We start from the raw sequence: 19617 nt of genomic DNA, 5'->3' as shown, positions 1-19617 counted from the left end.
TAATACTACATATAAATATCGATATACAATCATAAAACAGTGTTAATCAATTACAGAAAGTCTTCATTTAATAATTAAAATGAAGACTTTTAATCAAACGTTTATCGAAATATAAAGAGTACATTTCAAGGCAAATGCTAGCATGAGCTCTTTAAACTTTTTCAAAAAGATTTTTCTAGTTCTTTCATTAATTTTTCAGGTCCTGCTCCTTTATTCGAAGGAATAACTAATGTAATTCCTAAGTCTGGATAAACAGCCGAGCGAAAACTAACACCTGGATCATAGCCCATTATATGATATTTAAAAATATTATTTTGTCTTGTTTCAATCCATATTCCATAGCCGTAAAACTGATTATTATTTACTTGAATGTGAGGAGTTAAAAGTAAATTAGTATATTCTTGGCTTAATATTTCATAGTTAAATAATGCTTCCCAGAACTTAAGCATGTCTGGTGCGGTAATATAAGCACCGCCATCAGAACCACCTTTTATCGGTATAGAATATGCATTTGTTCTCCATTTTTGGCTATTTACATCTTTTATATATCCAAGAGCGGTGTGCTTTGGTAATGTATCTAAAGAGAAATAACCGGAATCATTCATGCCAATTGGATTGAATATTTTTTGCTCTATATATTCCGCAAACTCAAGTCCTGTTTGTTCTTCTATTATTAATCCCAGTACGATAAAGCCTGCATTGTTATAGTGAAACTTACTTCCTGGTGCAAACATCATATTATTGTTTTGAAATAATGGTAAAAAGTCTTTTAAACTTTTTAAAAGGTACATAGGTGTTTGCTTCCAAAGACCCTCAAAGTTATCCATTATACTTTCGTCAAAATAATCTGGAATACCAGAACTATGTGTTAAAAGTTGGTGTATTGTAATATCATCATTGAAGTTTGGAAATTTAATATGTAGACAATCTTTTAACTTTGTATGAAAAGTAATTACACCTTTTTCAACAAGTTGACAGATGCCGATTGCAGTGAATAATTTACATCCTGAAGCAATTCCGAATTTTGTTTGTAGTGTATTGTTTATACATTCACTTCTATTTGCGTAACCAAACGCCTCTTCATAGATTAAGTTTTTTTCTTTTTTTACTAAAACTACCCCAGAGAAATCTATATTCCGATACATCTCTTTTACAATTTTGTCTATTTCCCCTTTTGTTTTTATCACGACAACCACCCTTGTCTTTTCTTATTGTTCTTTCCCCTTATTATTTTTCCATATAAAGGGGAAAGAACCCTTTAATTGAATACGATAAATTATTAATAAGAACACAAAATTCATTTCGAATTTATTGATTCATCGGAACCCCACTTAAATTGTGATGGTAATAAAGTAAATACACACAATACGATAGTTATAAACAGCATTCCTAATGCTCCTACAATGACTACAAGTTGTATAGAGATGAATTGCGTTGCAACAGCAGACAATATTGTAATAAAAATTGTTACTACTGCAATAAAGAGCCCATATATACTCCCAATCCGTCCCATCATATGAACAGGAACGTTATTTTGGTAAAATGTATAATACCCTGTATTTGCATATGCCATAGAGAAAGATAAAATAAGAAATCCGGTAGCAGCTATTAAAAATCCACTTGAAAAAGCGTAGATTAAATATCCGAGTGCGATGAATAATGATCCTATCCCAATTAGAAATGAAGGTGCTAATCTTTTTGATAAAATTGTATTTGTTATGGCGCCTAAAATACAGCCCGCTCCACCAATACTTACTAAAAAGCCATACTCACTATCTGTTAACAATAAAATTTCTTTCGCAAATGATAATTCAAGTGAATCAGTTGCGGTAGCTAGTACCATCATTCCTTGGAATAAGAAGTACACACATACGACATACACATGTTTTCTACTAAAATTTATAACAGTGTTCCAATCTTTTTTTAATAGTGAAATAGATATTGTATTACTAGGTGAATGAGAATCTTCTTTTTTATCAAGATTGGGTAAAAGTAGTGTAATTAATCCTGATAAAAGAAATGCTATAGTATTCATATATATAGTAAACTCTGGTGTACTCACTATTAATAAAGCTCCCGCTACCGCCGGACCAATTAAAAATGCACCGGATGATATTAAGCTACGTAGTGAATTGAAACGTTGTCTTAGCTCTACTGGAATTAATTTCGTCATATACGTCATAGTAGTCGGCTCATAAATTGCGCTGGCCATACTTATAAAGAATACGAATACATAAACAATCCAAAGTGATGGAAGTAAAGGTAACATAGCGATACATATTGCACGATATATATCAAGGTGTATCATTAATTTTCGTTTATTTAAACGATCAATCATACTTCCTGACCAAGCGTTTGTAAATAAAGCGGCTAGTGGCTTAATTACATATAAAGTAGCAACAGCTAAGGCTGAGCCACCCATATTATAGACAAGTACATTCAGTGCTATTAAGTAAATCCATGCACCTAAATTCGCGATACCAACTCCGGACAGTAGTAATAAAGGATATTTCCAATCTTTAAGTATTTTTTTCACTTTAGGCCCCCGCTTTCCATATTGTTTTAAAACAATAAAAAATCCCACCCCCAAGACTTATAGTCTTAGGGACGAGATTTATCATCGCGGTGCCACCCTAGTTTATTAATATGTCGCCATATTAAACTTATCAGGTACTGCATTGTTTTCATGCTTATACCGTAGCTCTATAACGGGAGCTCCCGTCACACCATCCTCTTATATAAGATTCCGATGTGCTGCTCAGAGGCTTGGTTCAATAAAGAATTTTTGCTCCTTTTCAGCTTTATGGAGCTCTCTGTGAAAAATTCATTTTATTTACTCTTCTCTTCACTGCATTTGATTTTTTCCATATTATCACATATGTATTTAACTGTAAATAATAAATAATCACATATTTCAAGTTACGCCAATGTTAATAGTCTTATTTATTATTTTTTCTAAAAATTACGGTGCGTGAAATTACTAGAATCTCAAAAAAGAGCCCATTATATATAGACCCTTCAAAATGTCCAAATTAATTCGTAATTGCCTCTACTAACGGTTGTAGTGGTGGTTCTAATTCTAGTTTTAACGTATCACCTTCTTGTAAATCTTGCCCTTTTTCAATACTTTGATTCGTTACATAACCCGTCCCTGAAGTTTTTAAATCTAATTTTAAAAGCTTAGAGAAATACATAACATCACGCATGGACCAACCTTTTACATTTGGCATTTTTGCGTTATTTCCTAATAGAAATACGCGATCTCCTTCACTCATTACCTCACCAGACTGTGGATATTGTTTTATTATTTTTCCTTCTCCTAAAATAACCGGCTGTAACTTCTCTTTTTCTACAATTTCCTCTACTGTATTCATCGATTGATTCACATAATTTTGTACTCTTAATTGAGATTGCTTCGTTACATCTGCAATTTGTTTTTCTGTATATGGTTTCACCTTTAAATATTCAAGACTATTTTTTATAACTGGTTTAAATATTTCAGCAAGAGGCTGGGCTCCATACTCGTCTCCTTTTAATTTCGGCTGCTTAATAGCTAAATATACGATTAACTCTGGGTCATCAATTGGAGCCATTCCTAAAAATGAAAAAATATAATTTTCTTTCCCTTCCATATATCGTCCATTTTCAGGGTTCGGAATTTGTGCTGTTCCTGTCTTACCTCCAATTGGATAACCATCCACTTTATACATTGTACCAGTTCCTTTTGAAGACGTAATAACACGCTCCATTAAGCTTCTTACCTTGTCCGCTGTCTCGTTTTTTATTGGATTCCCAATTTCTTTCGGTTGATTTTCCATAATAACTTGTTTGTTTGTTGGATTTACAACTTTATCAACGATATATGGTTGCATCATTTTCCCGTCATTTGCTATTGCCGTAGCGGCTTGTATTAATTGAATAGGAGTGACAGTGGAACCTTGCCCAAAAGAAGTTGTAACTTGTTGGATTTGTGTGTTTAATAATAATGTATTTTTACTTTCTCCGGGTAAATCTATTCCTGTTTTTTGATTGAAACCAAATTTATTCATATATTGCTTAAATTTATTGGGTTTTAATAACTGATCTTCTAAAATAGAAAAAGCTACGTTTGACGATCTTTCAAAGCCTTCATCAAATGTAATTGAGCCCCATCCAAATCCACCATTATGGTCCTTTATATCTGTTGAACCAACCGAATATTTTCCTGATTGAAAATATTCTTTCCCGTTATATACACCTTCATTAATAGCAGCAGCTAACGTAAACACTTTCATTGTTGAACCTGGTTCATATGCGTTTGCAATTGGATCATTTAAAAAGTATTCAATATCGCCTTTATTAGGATTATAACTAAGCTTACTAGACATCGCTAAAACCTTACCAGTTTTTGGATCTGCAATAATTCCTATTAACATAGAAGGATCATAGTGTTGTTGTGCTTTGTTCATCGCTTCTTCTAAAAAACTATTAATTTGCTTATCAAGCGTAAGATATACGTTATTTCCATGTTTAGCAGGTTCTACTTTACCTATGTCATTTGTAAGTGGGATACCTCTTCGTGTTCCTACATATTCTATATTCCCGTTCGTAGAGCGCAAATATTTATCCAAACTTTTTTCAAGTCCAAATTTCCCTTCCGTATTTCCTTTATCATCTGGTCTAGCAAAACCAAGTATATAGGATGCAAAATCTTCATTTGGATACACTCTTGCTTTTTCAGGCATAAAAGATACACCCGGTATTTTTAGTTTCCTAATTTTCTCCTTCGTTTCTCTAGATAAGTTCCGACCAATTTTTCCAATTTCAACTTGTGTGCGTCCTTCATGAAAATTTTTTATTACTTCCTCTTTATCAATTTCAAGTACATCAGCTAATTGTTGTGCCGTTTCATCACTATTTTTCACTTTATCTTTTCCTTTTAAATTCACAACAACTCGATACGTTGCGGAATCTTGTACTAGTACCTTTCCAGTTTGGTCATAAATTGTGCCACGGTTTGCTTCTAATACTCCATTTTTATTATGTTGTTCATTCGCGAGATCTTTTACATCCACATTATGCACGACTCCTACTGCTTGTATATAGAAAATACGCAAAAGCATAGTAAGAAACAAAACAATAAAAGCAATCATCATATAACGAGCACCTTTATTCGTTTGAAGTTTATGCATATTTATCTCCTTTCATTTGTAATTGATTCCTGCGAAGATGCGCTTTAAAATATGTAGTTTTTGTTTTTATTTTCGATACTATATGTTTCGAAGTTTTCTGTTTAATCCCTTTAAAACAAAACCAATTATTGTTATTTTTGTTTTAAGTTTATTTATCTATAATACGGTATGTGAAATTAAAGAATATTCAAATAAAAAAACATCTTTTTAAAGTTCGCTTTCCTTTATCGTGTAAAGAGAGACTTAAAACATTTATTTGCTATATAGATAAGTAATTTCTTCAAGTGTTTAACATGAATATTCTAATTAGAAAAATAAGGTTGTCTAATGATAGTATTATTACAATAGATTTTTAAACGCGTCGGGAGGTGTTGTTTTGGAGAAGGAAGTAACGAGCGAAGTAATTAAAATTATAGCCGTGACTGTTGTAGGTGTAATCCTTATATTATCGATACCGTATCTTTTTAACTATTTTTCGTAACCTGGCTGTTATTATATATAATGTAAAGCTCTCCTAAATAAAAAAAATTGAGATTATCGATAATAATGTTATTATTACACCACTTACTGTACTCATATTTCCTACATTGTTTACTCTAACTACTTGCTAACAATCATCAGTTCTTTCTACATTTCATTTCCAATACTATTCTATTATTCAATAAAAAAAATTCCCCCTATGGATACCCAAGGTGGGAACTTTTTTAAACTAAACTTGTAAATAGTAGATTTTAATCCTAAGCTATATGGTTATATTTTGCTAAAAAAGGAATTCGTCTTGCTACCAACGCATATATTTTGAAAACAAGTTTTGCGATTGGTTCAAATATTCGTTTATTCTGCAACAACAAGCTGCTTGTTATAATTGTTATAACAGCGGCACCAATTACATCTAACGGGAAATGAACACCTACATACAAACGTGATATGCCAACTAATACCGCCCAAATAAGCGCTATATATTTAAGTTTTTCTCCTCTAAGCATAAAGACGAACGCAATCGAAAATACAAGTACAGAATGATCGCTAACGAATGATGAGTTTTCTGCATGTGGTACTAATTGATGCACATCATGTGATATAAACGGACGCGGATGGTAATATACCGCATGAATGAAAACATTTACTAATAATGCAATCATTACAGAAAGTGTCGTATATAACACTGTGTATTGTTTTCTTATCGCTTTCTCTTTTTTTCCATTATGAAACCATAAGATAAACATAAATAGAATCGCCACATATGCAGCGCTATTTGTAATAACAATCATTACCTTATCTAATAGTGTAGATGTACCAGCTAAATTGTTTATCCATTGAAATACTGTGTAATTCACGTTACTCTCTCCTTAATTTTTCTCATCGTACTTAAAATAAAGATACGAGTTTACTTGATTTACACAGTATACAACATTTAGTCACATTTGGATTTTCACTTTATTTGTTTTTACTATTTTTCATTTTACAATTATGTAACTATTTACATGCGTTAAAAATATATAATGTTAAAAAACCTTTCTAAATAACAAAATTAAAAATCTGTACATACATAAAATACATACCATATTGATATAAAAATATTAGTTGTTAAATCATATTTTTATTCCATACGTAGAGCGATATTACCAAATTGTTCGCCTTGTTCCATACGATTTAATGCCTGAACTGCTTCTTCTAACGAAAAACTTTTATCCATAATTGGTTTAATTTTATGTTTTTTTATAAACTGAATCATTTCATTAAATTCCTCACGGCTTCCCATAGATGTTCCCATAATATCGATTTGATTATAAAATAATGCACGTAATGGCAATTCAATTTTATCTCCTGAGCTTGCACCAAAATTAACAATTCTTCCATTTGGTTTTAATACATCAAAATATTTTAAGAACGTCGCAGGACCAATACTATCTATAATTAAATCTACTTTTTCTCCTTGCAAGCTCTCTTCCCAATTTCCAGAACTATTAAAAGAACAGTCTGCACCATATTTTTCAGCAATCACTCTTTTGTTCTCTGACCTTGAAGTAACACTTACTTTTGCGCCAATTGCTTTCGCAAATAACATGGAAAAGGTTGCCACACCACCGCTTATTCCTGGAATTAAAACATGTTCACCGCACTTCAATCTCCCCTTTGTAAAAAGTGCTCTATATGCAGTTAATGCCGATAATGATAGAACACCGGATTCTTCCCAAGTAAGATATGACGGCTTTTCCACTACATTTTCAGCTGGTACAATTACATATTCAGCAAACGTTCCATCTTTCGGTCCACCTAACACTTCAGGTAACTCTGGCACATTAGCAATACTATCCCATCCAATACTAGGATTAATAATAACCTCGGTATGTAGTGAAGTATTTGAAACCCCTTCTCCGATTTCTGTAACAATGCCCGATCCATCTGATCCTATTACTAATGGTATATCCATTTCTTTTCTATTATTTATTATAAATAAGTCTCTATGATTTAACCCTGCAGCTTTTAACTTTACTTTTACTTCACCAGCATTAGGAGTTAATTCAGATAAAATTTTATATTCTAACCCCTCTAATCCTTTTTTATATTGATGTATAATTGCTTTCATTGTTTCATTCCCCCTTAATATTTTTAATGTACTAGAAACATTGAAATAAATAAAACAATCTGTCTCCAATAAATAGAAAGAAAGTATATTTTTATGACAAAACAGAACATCCTTCCTTTTAAAAAGCAAAAGAAGGATTTATCAGTACTATTTTCAAAACTATTTAGATAAAAAACTGTAAATTTAACTTTAATTAATTCTAGCCAATTCTATTATATTTCGAATAAATGACGCTTTTGCATTTGTATACGACACACGATCAAAAGGATATGTAGCTGCAAGCCCCTCTTTTAGTTCTCTATATTCTTTACGTGCCCATTCATGTTTTTTTAGAAAGTCTCGAAACAAAAGATTATTTCTCCATTCCTCGCTATTATAAATATAAACATGCAAATGATGAGTACCCGCTCTCCATTTCCCCTTTCTGAAAAACCGCCAACTTGGTGTTTCTTTTGGGACATACTCATATCCAATTTCCGAAAGGATATGAGTCCACTTTTCGGTAATTTGTAAATCCGTTACGCCAATCATCATATCAATAAGAGGTTTAGCGCCTAACCCTTCTACGGCAGTGCTTCCTATATGTTCAATAGCAACGATTTCTTCCCCTAATAAAGAATTAAATTTGTATCTTTCCTTTAAGTATTCTTCATGCCAGTCTTTTTGATAGGATATTATAATAATTTTTTGATCCATTTTATTTGCCTCCTAAAAAGCTTTTATCATTATATTTATAAAATTTCATGTTATTAATATAGGATTTTCACAAAATATGTCGAATATTAAAACATACAACTTTATTATAATAAATGCGAGGTACATTATGAAAGATATTCCAGTTAAAATTCAGTTGAATCAAGTAACATTACAATTAAAAGAACATCATAATTTTGATTGGCTTTTGAAATTAGGAACTGTATTTGCCGTTTTTGACCAACAAGATTCGGGTAATATATGTTTTGGTGTAGAAAAGGATGGTCATAAGAAATTTGTTAAATATGCAGGAGCACAAACAATTGCATATAATGGAACTCCAGAGGCCGCTATTGAAACATTAATAAAATCGGTTTCCCTTTACGATGAATTAAAACATGAATCACTAATAACTTTAATTGAACACTTTCCAATACATAATGGATATGTTTTAATATTTGATTGGTTTGATGGGGAATCGCTTCACCCACATTGGAGTTTCCCACCTTCTGAGAAATATAAAAATCCAAACTCTCCATTTTATAAATTTAGACATTTAACTGTTGTGGAACGAATTTATTCATTGAATGCGATTTTTTCTTTCCATGCTCATGTAGAACAGAAAAACTATGTAGCTATAGATTTTTATGACGGTAGTATTTTACATAATTTTAGTACAAATGAGACGAAGATTTGTGATATTGATTTATACTCTAAAAAACCATACATAAATAAAATGGGAAGACTATGGGGTTCCTCTCGTTTTATGTCTCCTGAAGAATTTGAGCTAAACGCTATAATTGATGAAAAAACAAATGTATTTAATATGGGCGCGGTAGCTTTCGCACTTTTAGGTGGTGAAAAAGATCGTTCCTTTATAAAATGGGATGCAAGTAAAGAATTATATGAGGTTGCCTCTCGTGCTGTGAATGAAAACCGTGCAGAACGGTATACATCAGTAAAAGAATTTTATGAAGCATGGTTAAAAGTATCTAGTGCTAAAATGATATAAGCTTATATTTTTAAAACAAATATAGAGTTTATACTTTTATCATGTATAATACATATGAAATGGAAATTCAGAATGACGAGGCTAATATTATGGACTTTGTTTATATTAATCAAAATGTATTAAATAATCTTCTTTACATTTTAAGTAGTATATTTATTTTTTATTTTATATATGATAACAGGCGCTATTTGAAGAAATATAAAAGACTGCTTATTATTCTTTGTACGAGTATCCCACTTATTTTATGTATGAGATACCCTATCTATATGGATGAAAGTTGTATTCATGATTTAAGACAAATCCCAGTAATAATAGGTACACTTTATGGTGGATTCCCTGTCGGCATTATATTGTTTACTATTTTATTAATTACAAGAGTTTTATTTTATGGATTTAACATGTTAACAGTTATTGTTTATGGCACAATGTTCATCATAACAGCATTCGCATCTACAAAATTTAATACATACAATAGAAAGGTTAAAGTAGCTTTTGCTATGTTTTTAACTTTTTTCCTAGCAATATTTACAACTGTGATTGTACTAACATTATCAGAATTTGAAGTAAATAATTTATATATTATTTATTTCATATTATTACCGACTACTTTAATGTTATTTATTGTTTATTTTAATGAAGTTTTAAAAGATGCAGTATTTATGCGCTCAAAATTAATTAAAATGGAAAAGATGGAGATCGTTAGTCAACTTGCTGCTAGTATATCGCACGAAGTAAGAAATCCCTTAACTGTCGTAAAGGGATTTACACAACTTTTAAAAACACCAAATTTATCTCCTGAATCAAGGGACGAATACATTGAACATATACTTGAAGAATTAAATCGTGCGCAAGAGATTATTGATGACTATTTAACGTTTGCTAAACCAGCACCAGAAAAACTAGATCATATTTCAATAGACCAAGAGTTAAATCGAGCTATTAATATGATATTGCCATTATGTAATATGAATACGATACATATTACAAAAGATTTCTCAAAGGCAACCATTGTTGGTAATAAACAGCACTTTCAACAATGTTTTTTAAACTTAATAAAAAATAGTATTGAAGCAATGCCTAATGGTGGTACCTTAAATATATCCTCCACTATAAGCAATAATAAAGTTATAATACGAATTGAAGATAGCGGAATTGGAATGTCACAAGAGCAAATTAACAGGTTTGGCGAACCTTATTTTAGTACAAAATCAAAAGGTACTGGTTTAGGTACGATGGTTGCTGTTAAAATTATTGAAACGATGCATGGTAATTTAAAAATCCAAAGTACCGTTAGTAAAGGAACGGCTTTAACGATTACATTCCCAAAAGATAAAAATATATAACAAAGAAAAAAGGAGCATAATAGCTCCTTTTTTCTTTGTCTCGATACATAAGTATCTTCTATGTTTTTTAAGTTTACATTTGTGAAGACTAATTAAAAATTAGTATCCTCCGCCCCAACAGCTGCATCCTACAATTATTAATAAAATGAATAACACAACTAATAAAGCGAAACCTCCACCAAAACCACAAGAACCACCGTAACTCATATTTTTTCCTCCTTTTGGTTTGAAAACTAATAGGTAGTTGATCATTTTAACTGGTTCGTATTATACATTATGTATATATCCCTTTTTTGAGCATGTCTACTTAAAAATAAGTAAAAGCACTCGATTACGAGTGCTTTAAAATGGATACCAAAAGTTTTGAAATACATTTAATTTTAAATATACTGCAGCCATTAAAATAAAAACACCTGTAAATAAAGCAATGAAATCACCACTTTCCGCTTTACTTGTATAGAACCACGTACGTTTATCCTTCTTTCCAAACCCTCTTAAATCCATTGCATTTGAAACGGTATCGATTCTTTCTAGAGAATGAATGATTAGCGGCCAGAAAATTAAAATACGGTTTTTCATACGAATCCATAAGCTCGCTTCCCCTTTTTCAAAAGCTACTCCTCTCGCTTCTTGCGCATGTTTAATAATTTTATATTCGGACTGAATATCAGGTATATAACGTAGTGCAATATTTATTGCATATGTAATCTTATAATGAATACCAAGTTTACTTAAGCCACTTACAAATTCACTTGGATCTGTCGTGTAAATAAAGATAAGTGTAAATGGTAACAACGTAAAATATTTTAATGAAAGTGTAACTGCATAAAATAATGTTTCATATGTAATTGTTGCATAACCAATATGTAAAAACGAAGTATACGATCCAGTTAATTCAGATCCATGAGTCGGTGTAATAAATAAAATCATAACAGTGTTTAATAAACTAAATGTAAATATAACAGTAAAAATAAGTAAAATTTTACGAAGTGGAATTTTAGCAAGTAAGAGTCCGATACATCCAAACATAAATAAAATTAGTAATATGCGAAAATCAAAAAACATAAAAGTAAGCGTCATACAAAATATAAACAAAACTAATTTCACAGCCCCGTCCATACGACGAAAATATGTATTATGCATTTTCCTCCCTCCTACTAACATCGCAATAAAGTTCCATAAACTTTTCTGGACATGAAATTTCACTAAATGTAACAAGTTCGAATAAAGAACTCTCTCTTAGATTGGCTCTTTGTAACGTTTCTTTATGTCCTAATACAGTAGTTGCAGTATTATCCGCAATGATTTCTCCCTCATGTAGGACTACCGCTCGGTCTGCATATTCTAATGCTAGATTCATATCGTGTGTTATGAAAATAAAGGATATTCCCTTTTTAGCCAGGTTTCTAATAAATGACATAAACTGTTTATAATGATAATAATCTTGTCCAGCCGTCGGTTCATCTAATATGATAAGTTTAGGATTTGTTGTTAATACAGATGCGATAGTTAATCTCTTTTTCTGCCCATAGCTTAATGCCTGAATTGGCCAATTACGAAATGGATATAAACCACAGATTTTTAATGATTCTTCAGCTCTATAGTTAACTTCTTCCTTAGAAAACTTTTTTAATTTTAATGTGAATGAAACCTCTTCTAAAACAGTAGGTTGTGTAATCATATGATTTGGATTTTGCATCACATAAGAGATCATCTCCCCACGCTTACGAATAGACCAAGAACTAATATTTTCTCCATCTAATAAAATCCCTGCATTACTTGTTTTATTTATACCAATAAGACTGTGAGCTAATGTTGATTTTCCAGCTCCATTGTGTCCTAAAAGAGCGATAAGTTCTCCTTTACTTATCGAAAAATTTATATTTTCCAATACTCTTTGTCTATTAGGATAGGAAAATGATAAATTCTCTACTCTTAATAATTCTTTATTTTTAGTAGCATCTTTTAAAAAAACTTGCTTCTGCATCCATTCTTTTAAAACGCCACTAATTTTTTCCTTTTGAATTTTTTCCAGTGGATATATTACGGCATTATTACTATCAAAATGTAATCTCTTTAATGCTTCAATATAAATCGGCTCCCTTAAGCCAATACGAGGCAATATATTTGATGCTAATATTTCTTCCGGAGTCCCTACCGTAATGACTTTACCTTCATCAATTAAAATCATTTTATCTAAATCCAATTTTAATATTTCTTCTATTCGATGTTCAATAATTACAATTGTTTTATTAGTTTGTGCATGTATATCTTTCATAAGTTCTATCGTATGTATGGCGCTTAGCGGATCTAAGTTTGCTAAAGGTTCATCGAACAATAATATATCCGCATTTGTTGTTAAGAGACCTGCAAGAGAAACCGTTTGTTTTTGTCCTCCTGATAATTCATGCGGACTTTGTTTACGAAAAGTATGCATCTTTACCTTTGTTAATGAGTCTGCAACACTCTTTTTCATATCATCTTGATTTACACATTCATTTTCTAAATAAAAAGCGACATCTTCTTCTACTGTAAGTCCAATAAACTGAGCATCTTGATCTTGTAATATTGTTCCTACATGCTTACTCTGTTCAAAAATACTGCCTTTCCTCGGGTCTTTACCAGCAATTAATACGTTACCAGTACTAATCCCTTCATACGAAAATGGGATTAGCCCATTAATACAATGAGCTAATGTCGACTTCCCAGAACCGCTTCGTCCAGCAATTAGTACTTTTTCACCAGGGTTGATATGAAATGTAATATCTTTCAAAGTAGGCTGTGCTGCATGCTCATATTGAAAGCTGAATTCTTCAAACGAAATAATTGGTTGCATGTTAACATCCCTACTTTTCAATTTTTAAATGTGTATGTTTTTTATTCGATTTTGCTAGGCCAATTGTAATCGGTAATCCAAGAACTAAGAAAACAATAACATCAGCAATGGTTGCCCCTAATACTTGTATAACAATTTTGTCAAACGGTTCTCCCATCACGATAATATCGAATACCCCAGCAAATATAATAGCAATGACAATACCTACTAAACCAGTAATTGCTAAATAAGAAATATCTCCCTTACTAAACGACCCATTTTTCACATTAAACCCACCTCTTTTTTGAATGAGCCCCATCGCAAAACCAATAATTCCTGAGCTCAGAACCCAGCCCCACCAAATCCCCCCGCCAGAGATCGTATCTGTTACGGTATGACCGATAAGTCCTATTAACAGTCCTGCTACTGGACCAAATAACGCTCCAAAAATGGTTAATATAGCTAATCCAGGTTTAATAAATGTATTTGGTGCAATAGTAAATCCCCAAAGTCCTAATATCCCATATAAAGCTGCTCCGATTCCGATTGCTACTACTAACTTTGTTGATAATTTGTTCATTTCAATTCTCCTCTCAAATTAGTCAGCTTTCATTACTCTATATTTATTTTAATAATGAATTATGCATCGACACTCCCTTTCTATACAACAAAAAATGACCTCTTACATAAGAGGTCATTTTCTTTCACGTGCAAGAATCCTCTTATCTTTCAAAAAACACATCGTGTCCTCTGCGGAATTAGCACCTTCCTATGAATGCACATAGGGGTTGCTGAGGTTTCTTAGGGCCGTTCCCTCCACCTCTCTGGATAAGTATTAATTTGTAATTCGTATTATGGCACTAAGAAAGATAAATTTCAACACTTTTCTAATTATTTTTATTTTTTATTAAATAGTGTATTTAAATCATTGTATTCTTATCGGAATTATGAAATAATGGATTCAAAATTGTTACAGGGGGGAATGTATGATGAAAGTAATTGGTTTAATTGGTGGGTTAAGCTGGGAATCTACATCACTATACTATAAACATATTAATACGCTAACACTCTCTCAATACGATCAAAATGCGAAGCTCGTTTTATATAGTATGGATTTTGGAGAAGTAACTACTTTATTACAAAACCATCAATATGAAGAAGTAAAAAACGAATTAGTCACAGTTGCTAAAAAGGTTGAAAAGTCCGGGGCGGAATGTTTATTAATGTGTTCAAATACAGTCCATTTATTTGCTGAGGAAGTAGAACAAGCAATATCAATTCCACTTCTTCATATCGGTGATATAAGTGCTAAAGAAATGGTAGAACAAAATATAAAACGTATCGGACTATTAGGAACGAAACAAACGATGGAACAAGATTTTTATACATCACGACTAGCAAAATATAACATTGAGACAATTATCCCAAATGACGAAGAAAGAACTTTTATCCATCACGTCATATTAAACGAATTAAGTAGAGGCATTATTTCAGAAACTTCAAGAGAGAAACTAATACAAATTACCAATTCATTAATTCAAAACGGTGCGGAAGGTATATTACTAGGCTGTACTGAAATACCATTACTTATTTCCCAAAATGACCTTACTGTTCCTGTTTTTGATACTGCTTTTTTACATGCAAATACTGCTGTACAATTTGCTGGATAATAATATACAAGCATAAAGGTAGAGCCTCTATGCTTGTATATTGTCCGAACTATTTATTTAAAAGAGCATCAATAACTGCAATGGCTCTTTTGGAACCACCACACTCTAAAAAACTTTCATTCAGTTTTCGAATGCCATGTTTATACTTTTCATTTGAAAGAACGTCTGTTACCGCCTCTTTTAAAGTTTGCACATTAACATGCTCTTTCAATAATCTATGTGCTGCCTCAAGTTCAGTTAATCTTTGCGCTATCATAGGTTGATCTTTATCATGCGGTATTATCACAAATGGGACATTGTAATGAATTGCATCGTGTACACTATTCATTCCACCATGTGTAATAAAAACATTTGATTCACTTAATATTTCTGATTGAGGTACGTAAGGGGATATAATAAAATTGTCTGGAGCTTGCTTAATTTTTGACATATCATTTCTATCACCGATTGCCATTACTACAATTCCTTCGAAATCTGAAAAAGCATCAATACAAGTATTAAAGAATGGTTCGAGCCCTTCAAGAAGTGTTCCCATTGAAATATAAATAACTTTCTTTTTTGAAAGCAATTCAAGTGGAAACTTTATATTTGTTTTGCGCTTTATCATACTCGGCCCAATAAAAACATTCTTTTCTCCGAACGAATCGCTATTAGGTTGAAAATAACGACTTGTATACACGAGACTAATGTCTCCCTTATTTTGCATAAATTGAAGATGATTTTTGGGCTGCACTCCAAATTCATGTTCCATTTGATACAGTAACTTTTCAGAGAGTTCATCGGGTTGGAATTGTTTTTCTGCATTTGGATGAAAAGGCAAGGTTTCCAATACTTCTGGTGGAATTAAAAATATAGGAGAGGAAACTATGCCTGGAACTTGTAAATATCCCCTTACTAACTCTCCGGCACCAAATATATCATAAACTACGAAATCAAAATTTATGCTTTTACATAATTCTTTCGTAATTTCTAATATATATAAAGAAGTTTGAACATTTACACGAAAGAAAGATTTTAATCCATATGAAGTTTCATTATCAATAGAAATTTCCTTTAATAAATCCGGATGAGTATGTACAATAGCTCCCAAAACTTCAAGCCTTTCCTTAAAGTTTTCCGTTGTAATATAGTGTACGTTATCTCCTCTTTCAGTAAAGGCCTTTACTAAACTTAATGTAGGATTTACATGTCCCTCTGCAGGAAAATTAACTATTAAAATATTCAACACGTATTTCTCACTCCTTACAATTCAATGTTCTTATTAATCGTACTGTTATTATTACAAGAAATCTTCCCCTAATAGTCCCAATACGCTTGCTACTTTAGGTTGATAAATAATTATTATTCATCGGAAAAGGCATCTACATAAGTAGATGCCTAACTGTGATAAGGAGTGTTCTGTGAGGTTAGGATAAGCCTTTCTGCTTGTCCTATGCTATTAATATATGAATTATTTTATAAAACGTGAATAATTAATAGAATTATTTTAACCATTTTATTTGATCAAATGGATAATATACCATTTTTACTTTACCTATTACATGTGACTCATCGATCAGTCCAAGTGTATTCCTACTATCCATACTATGATTACGATTATCCCCTAGTACAAATAATTTATGCGAGGGAACTTTCATCTCTCTAAAGTTTGAAAAACGATTTGATACTTGTGACATATCTAACTGTATATACAACTCATCTCGCTTTTTACCGTTAATATATACCACATCGTTTCTTATTTGTACGTTATCCCCTGGTAATCCAATAATTCGTTTCACGTAGTATGTAGGCTCGTCTTCTTTTTTTATTATTACAATATCACCATGATGAAAAGAAGAAAAATAGATACTAGCCTTATTAACTAGTATGCGATTATTTTCATTCAAAGTAGGTTGCATCGAAATTCCTTCTACCATACAAAATAAAAATGACTTATTAATACTAATAATTCCTATTATAATTAAAATATAGCTACATATTTTTCTCCAATCTTTTAGAATCAATTGCTTCATATATACCTCATTTCTAATCTATTCGTATGTAAAAACGTCTCTAGTTCATATAAACGCTAGAGACGTTTCGTATATTTTAATTCTCTTTAGAGTCATCTATTTTTAGTGCTTCGCCAGTTAATCGCATATTTTTCAAATCAAAATAAGCATCTAAAACTTCTTTTCCAATATCAGAGTTAATACCAGACTTATCATTTTTAACCCATGGTACTACAACGGAAAATGCTACTTCTGGATCATCATATGGTGCGTATCCTGCTAATGTTAAATTATAACATTCTATACGATCGCCTTTCTCATTTCTCCCAATATCACTTTCTCCACCGTATACAGTCTGTGCAGTTCCTGTTTTGCCAGCTGGTTTATACGGTGCTTTTTGGAACGCCCTTACTCCCGTTCCATCCCCTTCTTGGAATACTCTTCTAAACCCTTCTTTTACTTGATTGATATATTCTTCTTTCATATCAATTCTATTTAAAACAACAGGTTCTATTGCATGCATCACTTTACCGATTTCATCCTTTTGAGCGGTTTGTTCTCTAATCTCTTGAACAATTTGTGGTTTCATTCGATAACCGCCGTTTGCGATAGTCGAAATATACTGTACAAGCTGAAGTGGTGTATACGTATCATACTGTCCAATCGAGTAGTCTAGTAAGAAACCAGGTTGATTATCTTTTTTACCAATTTGTCCAGCTGTTTCGTTCGGTAAATCAATACCAGTTGGAACACCTAATCCAAATTGCCTGAAATAATACCTCATTTTATCAAAATATTCCTGTTTAATATTTAACGAACTATTTTTCACATAATCTACTCCTGCAATTTTCAATGCTGTATTAAACATATAAACGTTTGAAGAAACTTGTAACGCCCTTAGATCATCAATATTTCCGAACTCTTTCCAAGACTTTTTTTCCTTAGTTCCTTTAAACTTCATTGGTGCATCATAAAAATATGTACCTGGTGTTATAGCTTTCGTTTCAAATCCTGTTAATACTGTTGCACCTTTAACAGTTGATCCAAGCTCATATGAACTTGTCATCGTACCTAAAGCATAATCTTCTACTTCCGTTTTTCCGTCTTTTTCTATAAGCTTTTTCCCAGCCATTGATAATACTTGGCCGTTTTTCGGATTCATCATTACAACGAAAGCACGGTCTAACATTGATTCTGAACCTTTATATGCCTTTAATATTTTTTCTATGCTCTCTTCAACTTTTTTCTGTAATTCCATATCAATTGTTAACGTTAAATTTTTCCCACTTTTCCCCTCAGAAACTGTTTCCATTCTCATTGTATTTCCTTGCTTATCAGCTATACTTCTCACTTCTTTTTTCGAGCCGTGAAGCACATCCTCGTATTGCTGCTCAATGTAACTTTTCCCTATCCTGTCATTTCGGCTATAATCACGCACTAAATAATAATCTAATCGTTCACGTGGCAATCCTTCATCAGCATTCGAAACGTTTCCAAGGACTGAACGAAATAAGCCATCATTTACATAGTGTCTCTCCCAATCAACCGATGCGTCTACCCCTGAAAGATTCCCTAAATTTTCACTAACTTTTGCATATTCCTTTTCACTCACATCTTTTTTAATAATTTGAGGAGCCATTTGGTAACCTGCAGTCATTTTACTTTTAATAGCTAACACTTTTATATCTTGAGTTGTTAACTCTTGAAGATTTTTATCTGTAACACGCTTTCTTCTTAAATCTTCTATTTTCTTATCTAGGTCTTTACCCGTAATATCTTTTTCCCTAAACTTGTCTATTTCTTTTTTTGATATTAAATTTTGTGCGAGTTTTGGATTTAATTGCATCCAAAAATCTTTCTTATCCGTCTCAGTTAACTTGTCTATATCTTCTTGCGGCATTTCAATTATTTCCTCAAGTTGTCTTGCAGTTTTTAGTATATCTTCTGATTTTACACCTTTCATCTTTGTATACGTAATCGTGCGTAAAGACTTATTATCAACAACTGGATTCCCTTCTCGATCAAATATTTTCCCACGCGGGACAGAAAGACTCACAGTTGCATTTTCTCTCTTCTCTACTTCATTTTTATATGTCTCTCCATCGACAATTTGTACTTTACCTAACTGTATAATCATGGCAGAAAATAATAAAAATACACAAAAGAATAAAATATTTAAGCGCATCGGTATTGCTCTACCACTCTTTTTCTCTTTCTTTTTCACCTCGTCATAATCTCCTCCTTACAACATTTTTAATACTTTTACGCTTTCTATATTAAAAGTAATGTACAATTTCCACACATTACTTTGTACGCATATAAATATAATGTT

Annotated in this window: 16 protein-coding genes, 1 riboswitch and 1 other annotated feature; of the genes, 3 read left to right on the top strand and 13 right to left on the bottom strand. The window is 31.9% G+C overall.

Going from position 1 to position 19617, the window contains the following annotated elements; all coding sequences use genetic code 11:
* Window positions 1-161 precede the first annotated feature (161 nt).
* From JDS98_RS01040 to JDS98_RS01015, 6 genes are all read right to left on the bottom strand, one after another.
* Window positions 162-1187, bottom strand: coding sequence for a serine hydrolase domain-containing protein (locus tag JDS98_RS01040; protein WP_142345909.1), 1026 nt, complete (start codon window positions 1185-1187; stop codon window positions 162-164).
* Window positions 1188-1297: 110 nt separating this feature from the next.
* Window positions 1298-2536, bottom strand: a complete 1239-nt coding sequence (locus tag JDS98_RS01035; protein WP_098911934.1) for an MFS transporter — start codon at window positions 2534-2536, stop codon at window positions 1298-1300.
* A gap of 64 nt (window positions 2537-2600) precedes the next feature.
* Window positions 2601-2858, bottom strand: a binding site (T-box leader).
* A 174-nt stretch (window positions 2859-3032) separates the two neighbouring features.
* Window positions 3033-5171 carry a penicillin-binding protein gene (locus JDS98_RS01030; RefSeq protein WP_199633446.1) on the bottom strand — a complete coding sequence of 713 codons (2139 nt, stop codon included), beginning with the start codon at window positions 5169-5171 and terminating at the stop codon, window positions 3033-3035.
* A 737-nt stretch (window positions 5172-5908) separates the two neighbouring features.
* Window positions 5909-6508, bottom strand: coding sequence for an undecaprenyl-diphosphatase (locus JDS98_RS01025; protein WP_001110148.1), 600 nt, complete (start codon window positions 6506-6508; stop codon window positions 5909-5911).
* A 263-nt stretch (window positions 6509-6771) separates the two neighbouring features.
* On the bottom strand, window positions 6772-7761 hold the full coding sequence (locus JDS98_RS01020; protein ID WP_097880758.1) for a zinc-binding dehydrogenase: 990 nt from the start codon (window positions 7759-7761) through the stop codon (window positions 6772-6774).
* 189 nt (window positions 7762-7950) lie between these two features.
* Window positions 7951-8457: a GrpB family protein gene (locus tag JDS98_RS01015; RefSeq protein ID WP_199633445.1), complete on the bottom strand. Its 507-nt coding sequence runs from the start codon at window positions 8455-8457 to the stop codon at window positions 7951-7953.
* Window positions 8458-8584: 127 nt separating this feature from the next.
* Between JDS98_RS01015 and JDS98_RS01010 the strand changes: the two genes are divergently transcribed.
* On the top strand, window positions 8585-9466 hold the full coding sequence (locus JDS98_RS01010; protein WP_199633444.1) for a serine/threonine protein kinase: 882 nt from the start codon (window positions 8585-8587) through the stop codon (window positions 9464-9466).
* Between the two features lie 41 nt (window positions 9467-9507).
* The gene (locus tag JDS98_RS01005; protein ID WP_016108521.1) at window positions 9508-10809 is read left to right on the top strand and encodes a sensor histidine kinase; all 1302 of its coding nucleotides are present in this window, start codon (window positions 9508-9510) and stop codon (window positions 10807-10809) included.
* 99 nt (window positions 10810-10908) lie between these two features.
* Here the strand turns inward: JDS98_RS01005 and JDS98_RS01000 are convergent, their stop codons facing one another.
* The 4 genes from JDS98_RS01000 to JDS98_RS00985 all read right to left on the bottom strand — a co-directional run bounded on the left by JDS98_RS01000 (window position 10909) and on the right by JDS98_RS00985 (window position 14204).
* Window positions 10909-11016, bottom strand: a complete 108-nt coding sequence (locus tag JDS98_RS01000; protein WP_000120182.1) for a YjcZ family sporulation protein — start codon at window positions 11014-11016, stop codon at window positions 10909-10911.
* Between the two features lie 135 nt (window positions 11017-11151).
* The gene (locus JDS98_RS00995) at window positions 11152-11952 is read right to left on the bottom strand and encodes an energy-coupling factor transporter transmembrane component T family protein (RefSeq protein WP_199633443.1); all 801 of its coding nucleotides are present in this window, start codon (window positions 11950-11952) and stop codon (window positions 11152-11154) included.
* Window positions 11945-13645 carry an ABC transporter ATP-binding protein gene (locus tag JDS98_RS00990; RefSeq protein ID WP_098711292.1) on the bottom strand — a complete coding sequence of 567 codons (1701 nt, stop codon included), beginning with the start codon at window positions 13643-13645 and terminating at the stop codon, window positions 11945-11947. The genes JDS98_RS00995 and JDS98_RS00990 overlap by 8 nt, the downstream gene beginning before the upstream one ends.
* A gap of 10 nt (window positions 13646-13655) precedes the next feature.
* Complete coding sequence (locus JDS98_RS00985; protein ID WP_001038218.1) at window positions 13656-14204, bottom strand: ECF-type riboflavin transporter substrate-binding protein; 549 nt, start codon at window positions 14202-14204, stop codon at window positions 13656-13658.
* Between the two features lie 139 nt (window positions 14205-14343).
* A riboswitch (SAM riboswitch) is annotated at window positions 14344-14459 on the bottom strand.
* A 151-nt stretch (window positions 14460-14610) separates the two neighbouring features.
* Here JDS98_RS00985 and JDS98_RS00980 point away from each other — a divergent pair.
* Window positions 14611-15294: an aspartate/glutamate racemase family protein gene (locus tag JDS98_RS00980; protein ID WP_141555912.1), complete on the top strand. Its 684-nt coding sequence runs from the start codon at window positions 14611-14613 to the stop codon at window positions 15292-15294.
* 49 nt (window positions 15295-15343) lie between these two features.
* On the opposite strand, the gene JDS98_RS00975 is transcribed toward JDS98_RS00980, so the two are convergent.
* The 3 genes from JDS98_RS00975 to JDS98_RS00965 all read right to left on the bottom strand — a co-directional run bounded on the left by JDS98_RS00975 (window position 15344) and on the right by JDS98_RS00965 (window position 19509).
* Window positions 15344-16522 carry a macrolide family glycosyltransferase gene (locus JDS98_RS00975; RefSeq protein ID WP_199633442.1) on the bottom strand — a complete coding sequence of 393 codons (1179 nt, stop codon included), beginning with the start codon at window positions 16520-16522 and terminating at the stop codon, window positions 15344-15346.
* A 253-nt stretch (window positions 16523-16775) separates the two neighbouring features.
* Window positions 16776-17306 carry a signal peptidase I gene (lepB, locus tag JDS98_RS00970; RefSeq protein ID WP_199633441.1) on the bottom strand — a complete coding sequence of 177 codons (531 nt, stop codon included), beginning with the start codon at window positions 17304-17306 and terminating at the stop codon, window positions 16776-16778.
* A gap of 76 nt (window positions 17307-17382) precedes the next feature.
* The gene (locus JDS98_RS00965; RefSeq protein ID WP_097958593.1) at window positions 17383-19509 is read right to left on the bottom strand and encodes a peptidoglycan D,D-transpeptidase FtsI family protein; all 2127 of its coding nucleotides are present in this window, start codon (window positions 19507-19509) and stop codon (window positions 17383-17385) included.
* Window positions 19510-19617: the final 108 nt, after the last annotated feature.

The sequence above is a fragment of the Bacillus cereus group sp. N11 genome (assembly GCF_016483605.1).
GTDB classification, from domain to species: Bacteria; Bacillota; Bacilli; order Bacillales; family Bacillaceae_G; genus Bacillus_A; species Bacillus_A toyonensis.
This window is presented reverse-complemented; position numbering and strand designations above follow the sequence as displayed.

Excerpts from the sequence above, each read along its gene's own strand:
- JDS98_RS01030 (WP_199633446.1), bottom strand. The coding sequence starts at position 5,171 with ATGCATAAACTTCAAACGAATAAAGGTGCTCGTTATATGATGATTGCT.
- JDS98_RS01020 (WP_097880758.1), bottom strand. The coding sequence starts at position 7,761 with ATGAAAGCAATTATACATCAATATAAAAAAGGATTAGAGGGGTTAGAA.
- JDS98_RS01015 (WP_199633445.1), bottom strand. The coding sequence starts at position 8,457 with ATGGATCAAAAAATTATTATAATATCCTATCAAAAAGACTGGCATGAA.
- JDS98_RS01010 (WP_199633444.1), top strand. The coding sequence starts at position 8,585 with ATGAAAGATATTCCAGTTAAAATTCAGTTGAATCAAGTAACATTACAA.
- JDS98_RS01005 (WP_016108521.1), top strand. The coding sequence starts at position 9,508 with ATGTATAATACATATGAAATGGAAATTCAGAATGACGAGGCTAATATT.
- JDS98_RS01000 (WP_000120182.1), bottom strand. The coding sequence starts at position 11,016 with ATGAGTTACGGTGGTTCTTGTGGTTTTGGTGGAGGTTTCGCTTTATTA.
- JDS98_RS00995 (WP_199633443.1), bottom strand. The coding sequence starts at position 11,952 with ATGCATAATACATATTTTCGTCGTATGGACGGGGCTGTGAAATTAGTT.
- JDS98_RS00990 (WP_098711292.1), bottom strand. The coding sequence starts at position 13,645 with ATGCAACCAATTATTTCGTTTGAAGAATTCAGCTTTCAATATGAGCAT.
- JDS98_RS00985 (WP_001038218.1), bottom strand. The coding sequence starts at position 14,204 with ATGAACAAATTATCAACAAAGTTAGTAGTAGCAATCGGAATCGGAGCA.
- JDS98_RS00980 (WP_141555912.1), top strand. The coding sequence starts at position 14,611 with ATGATGAAAGTAATTGGTTTAATTGGTGGGTTAAGCTGGGAATCTACA.
- lepB (WP_199633441.1), bottom strand. The coding sequence starts at position 17,306 with ATGAAGCAATTGATTCTAAAAGATTGGAGAAAAATATGTAGCTATATT.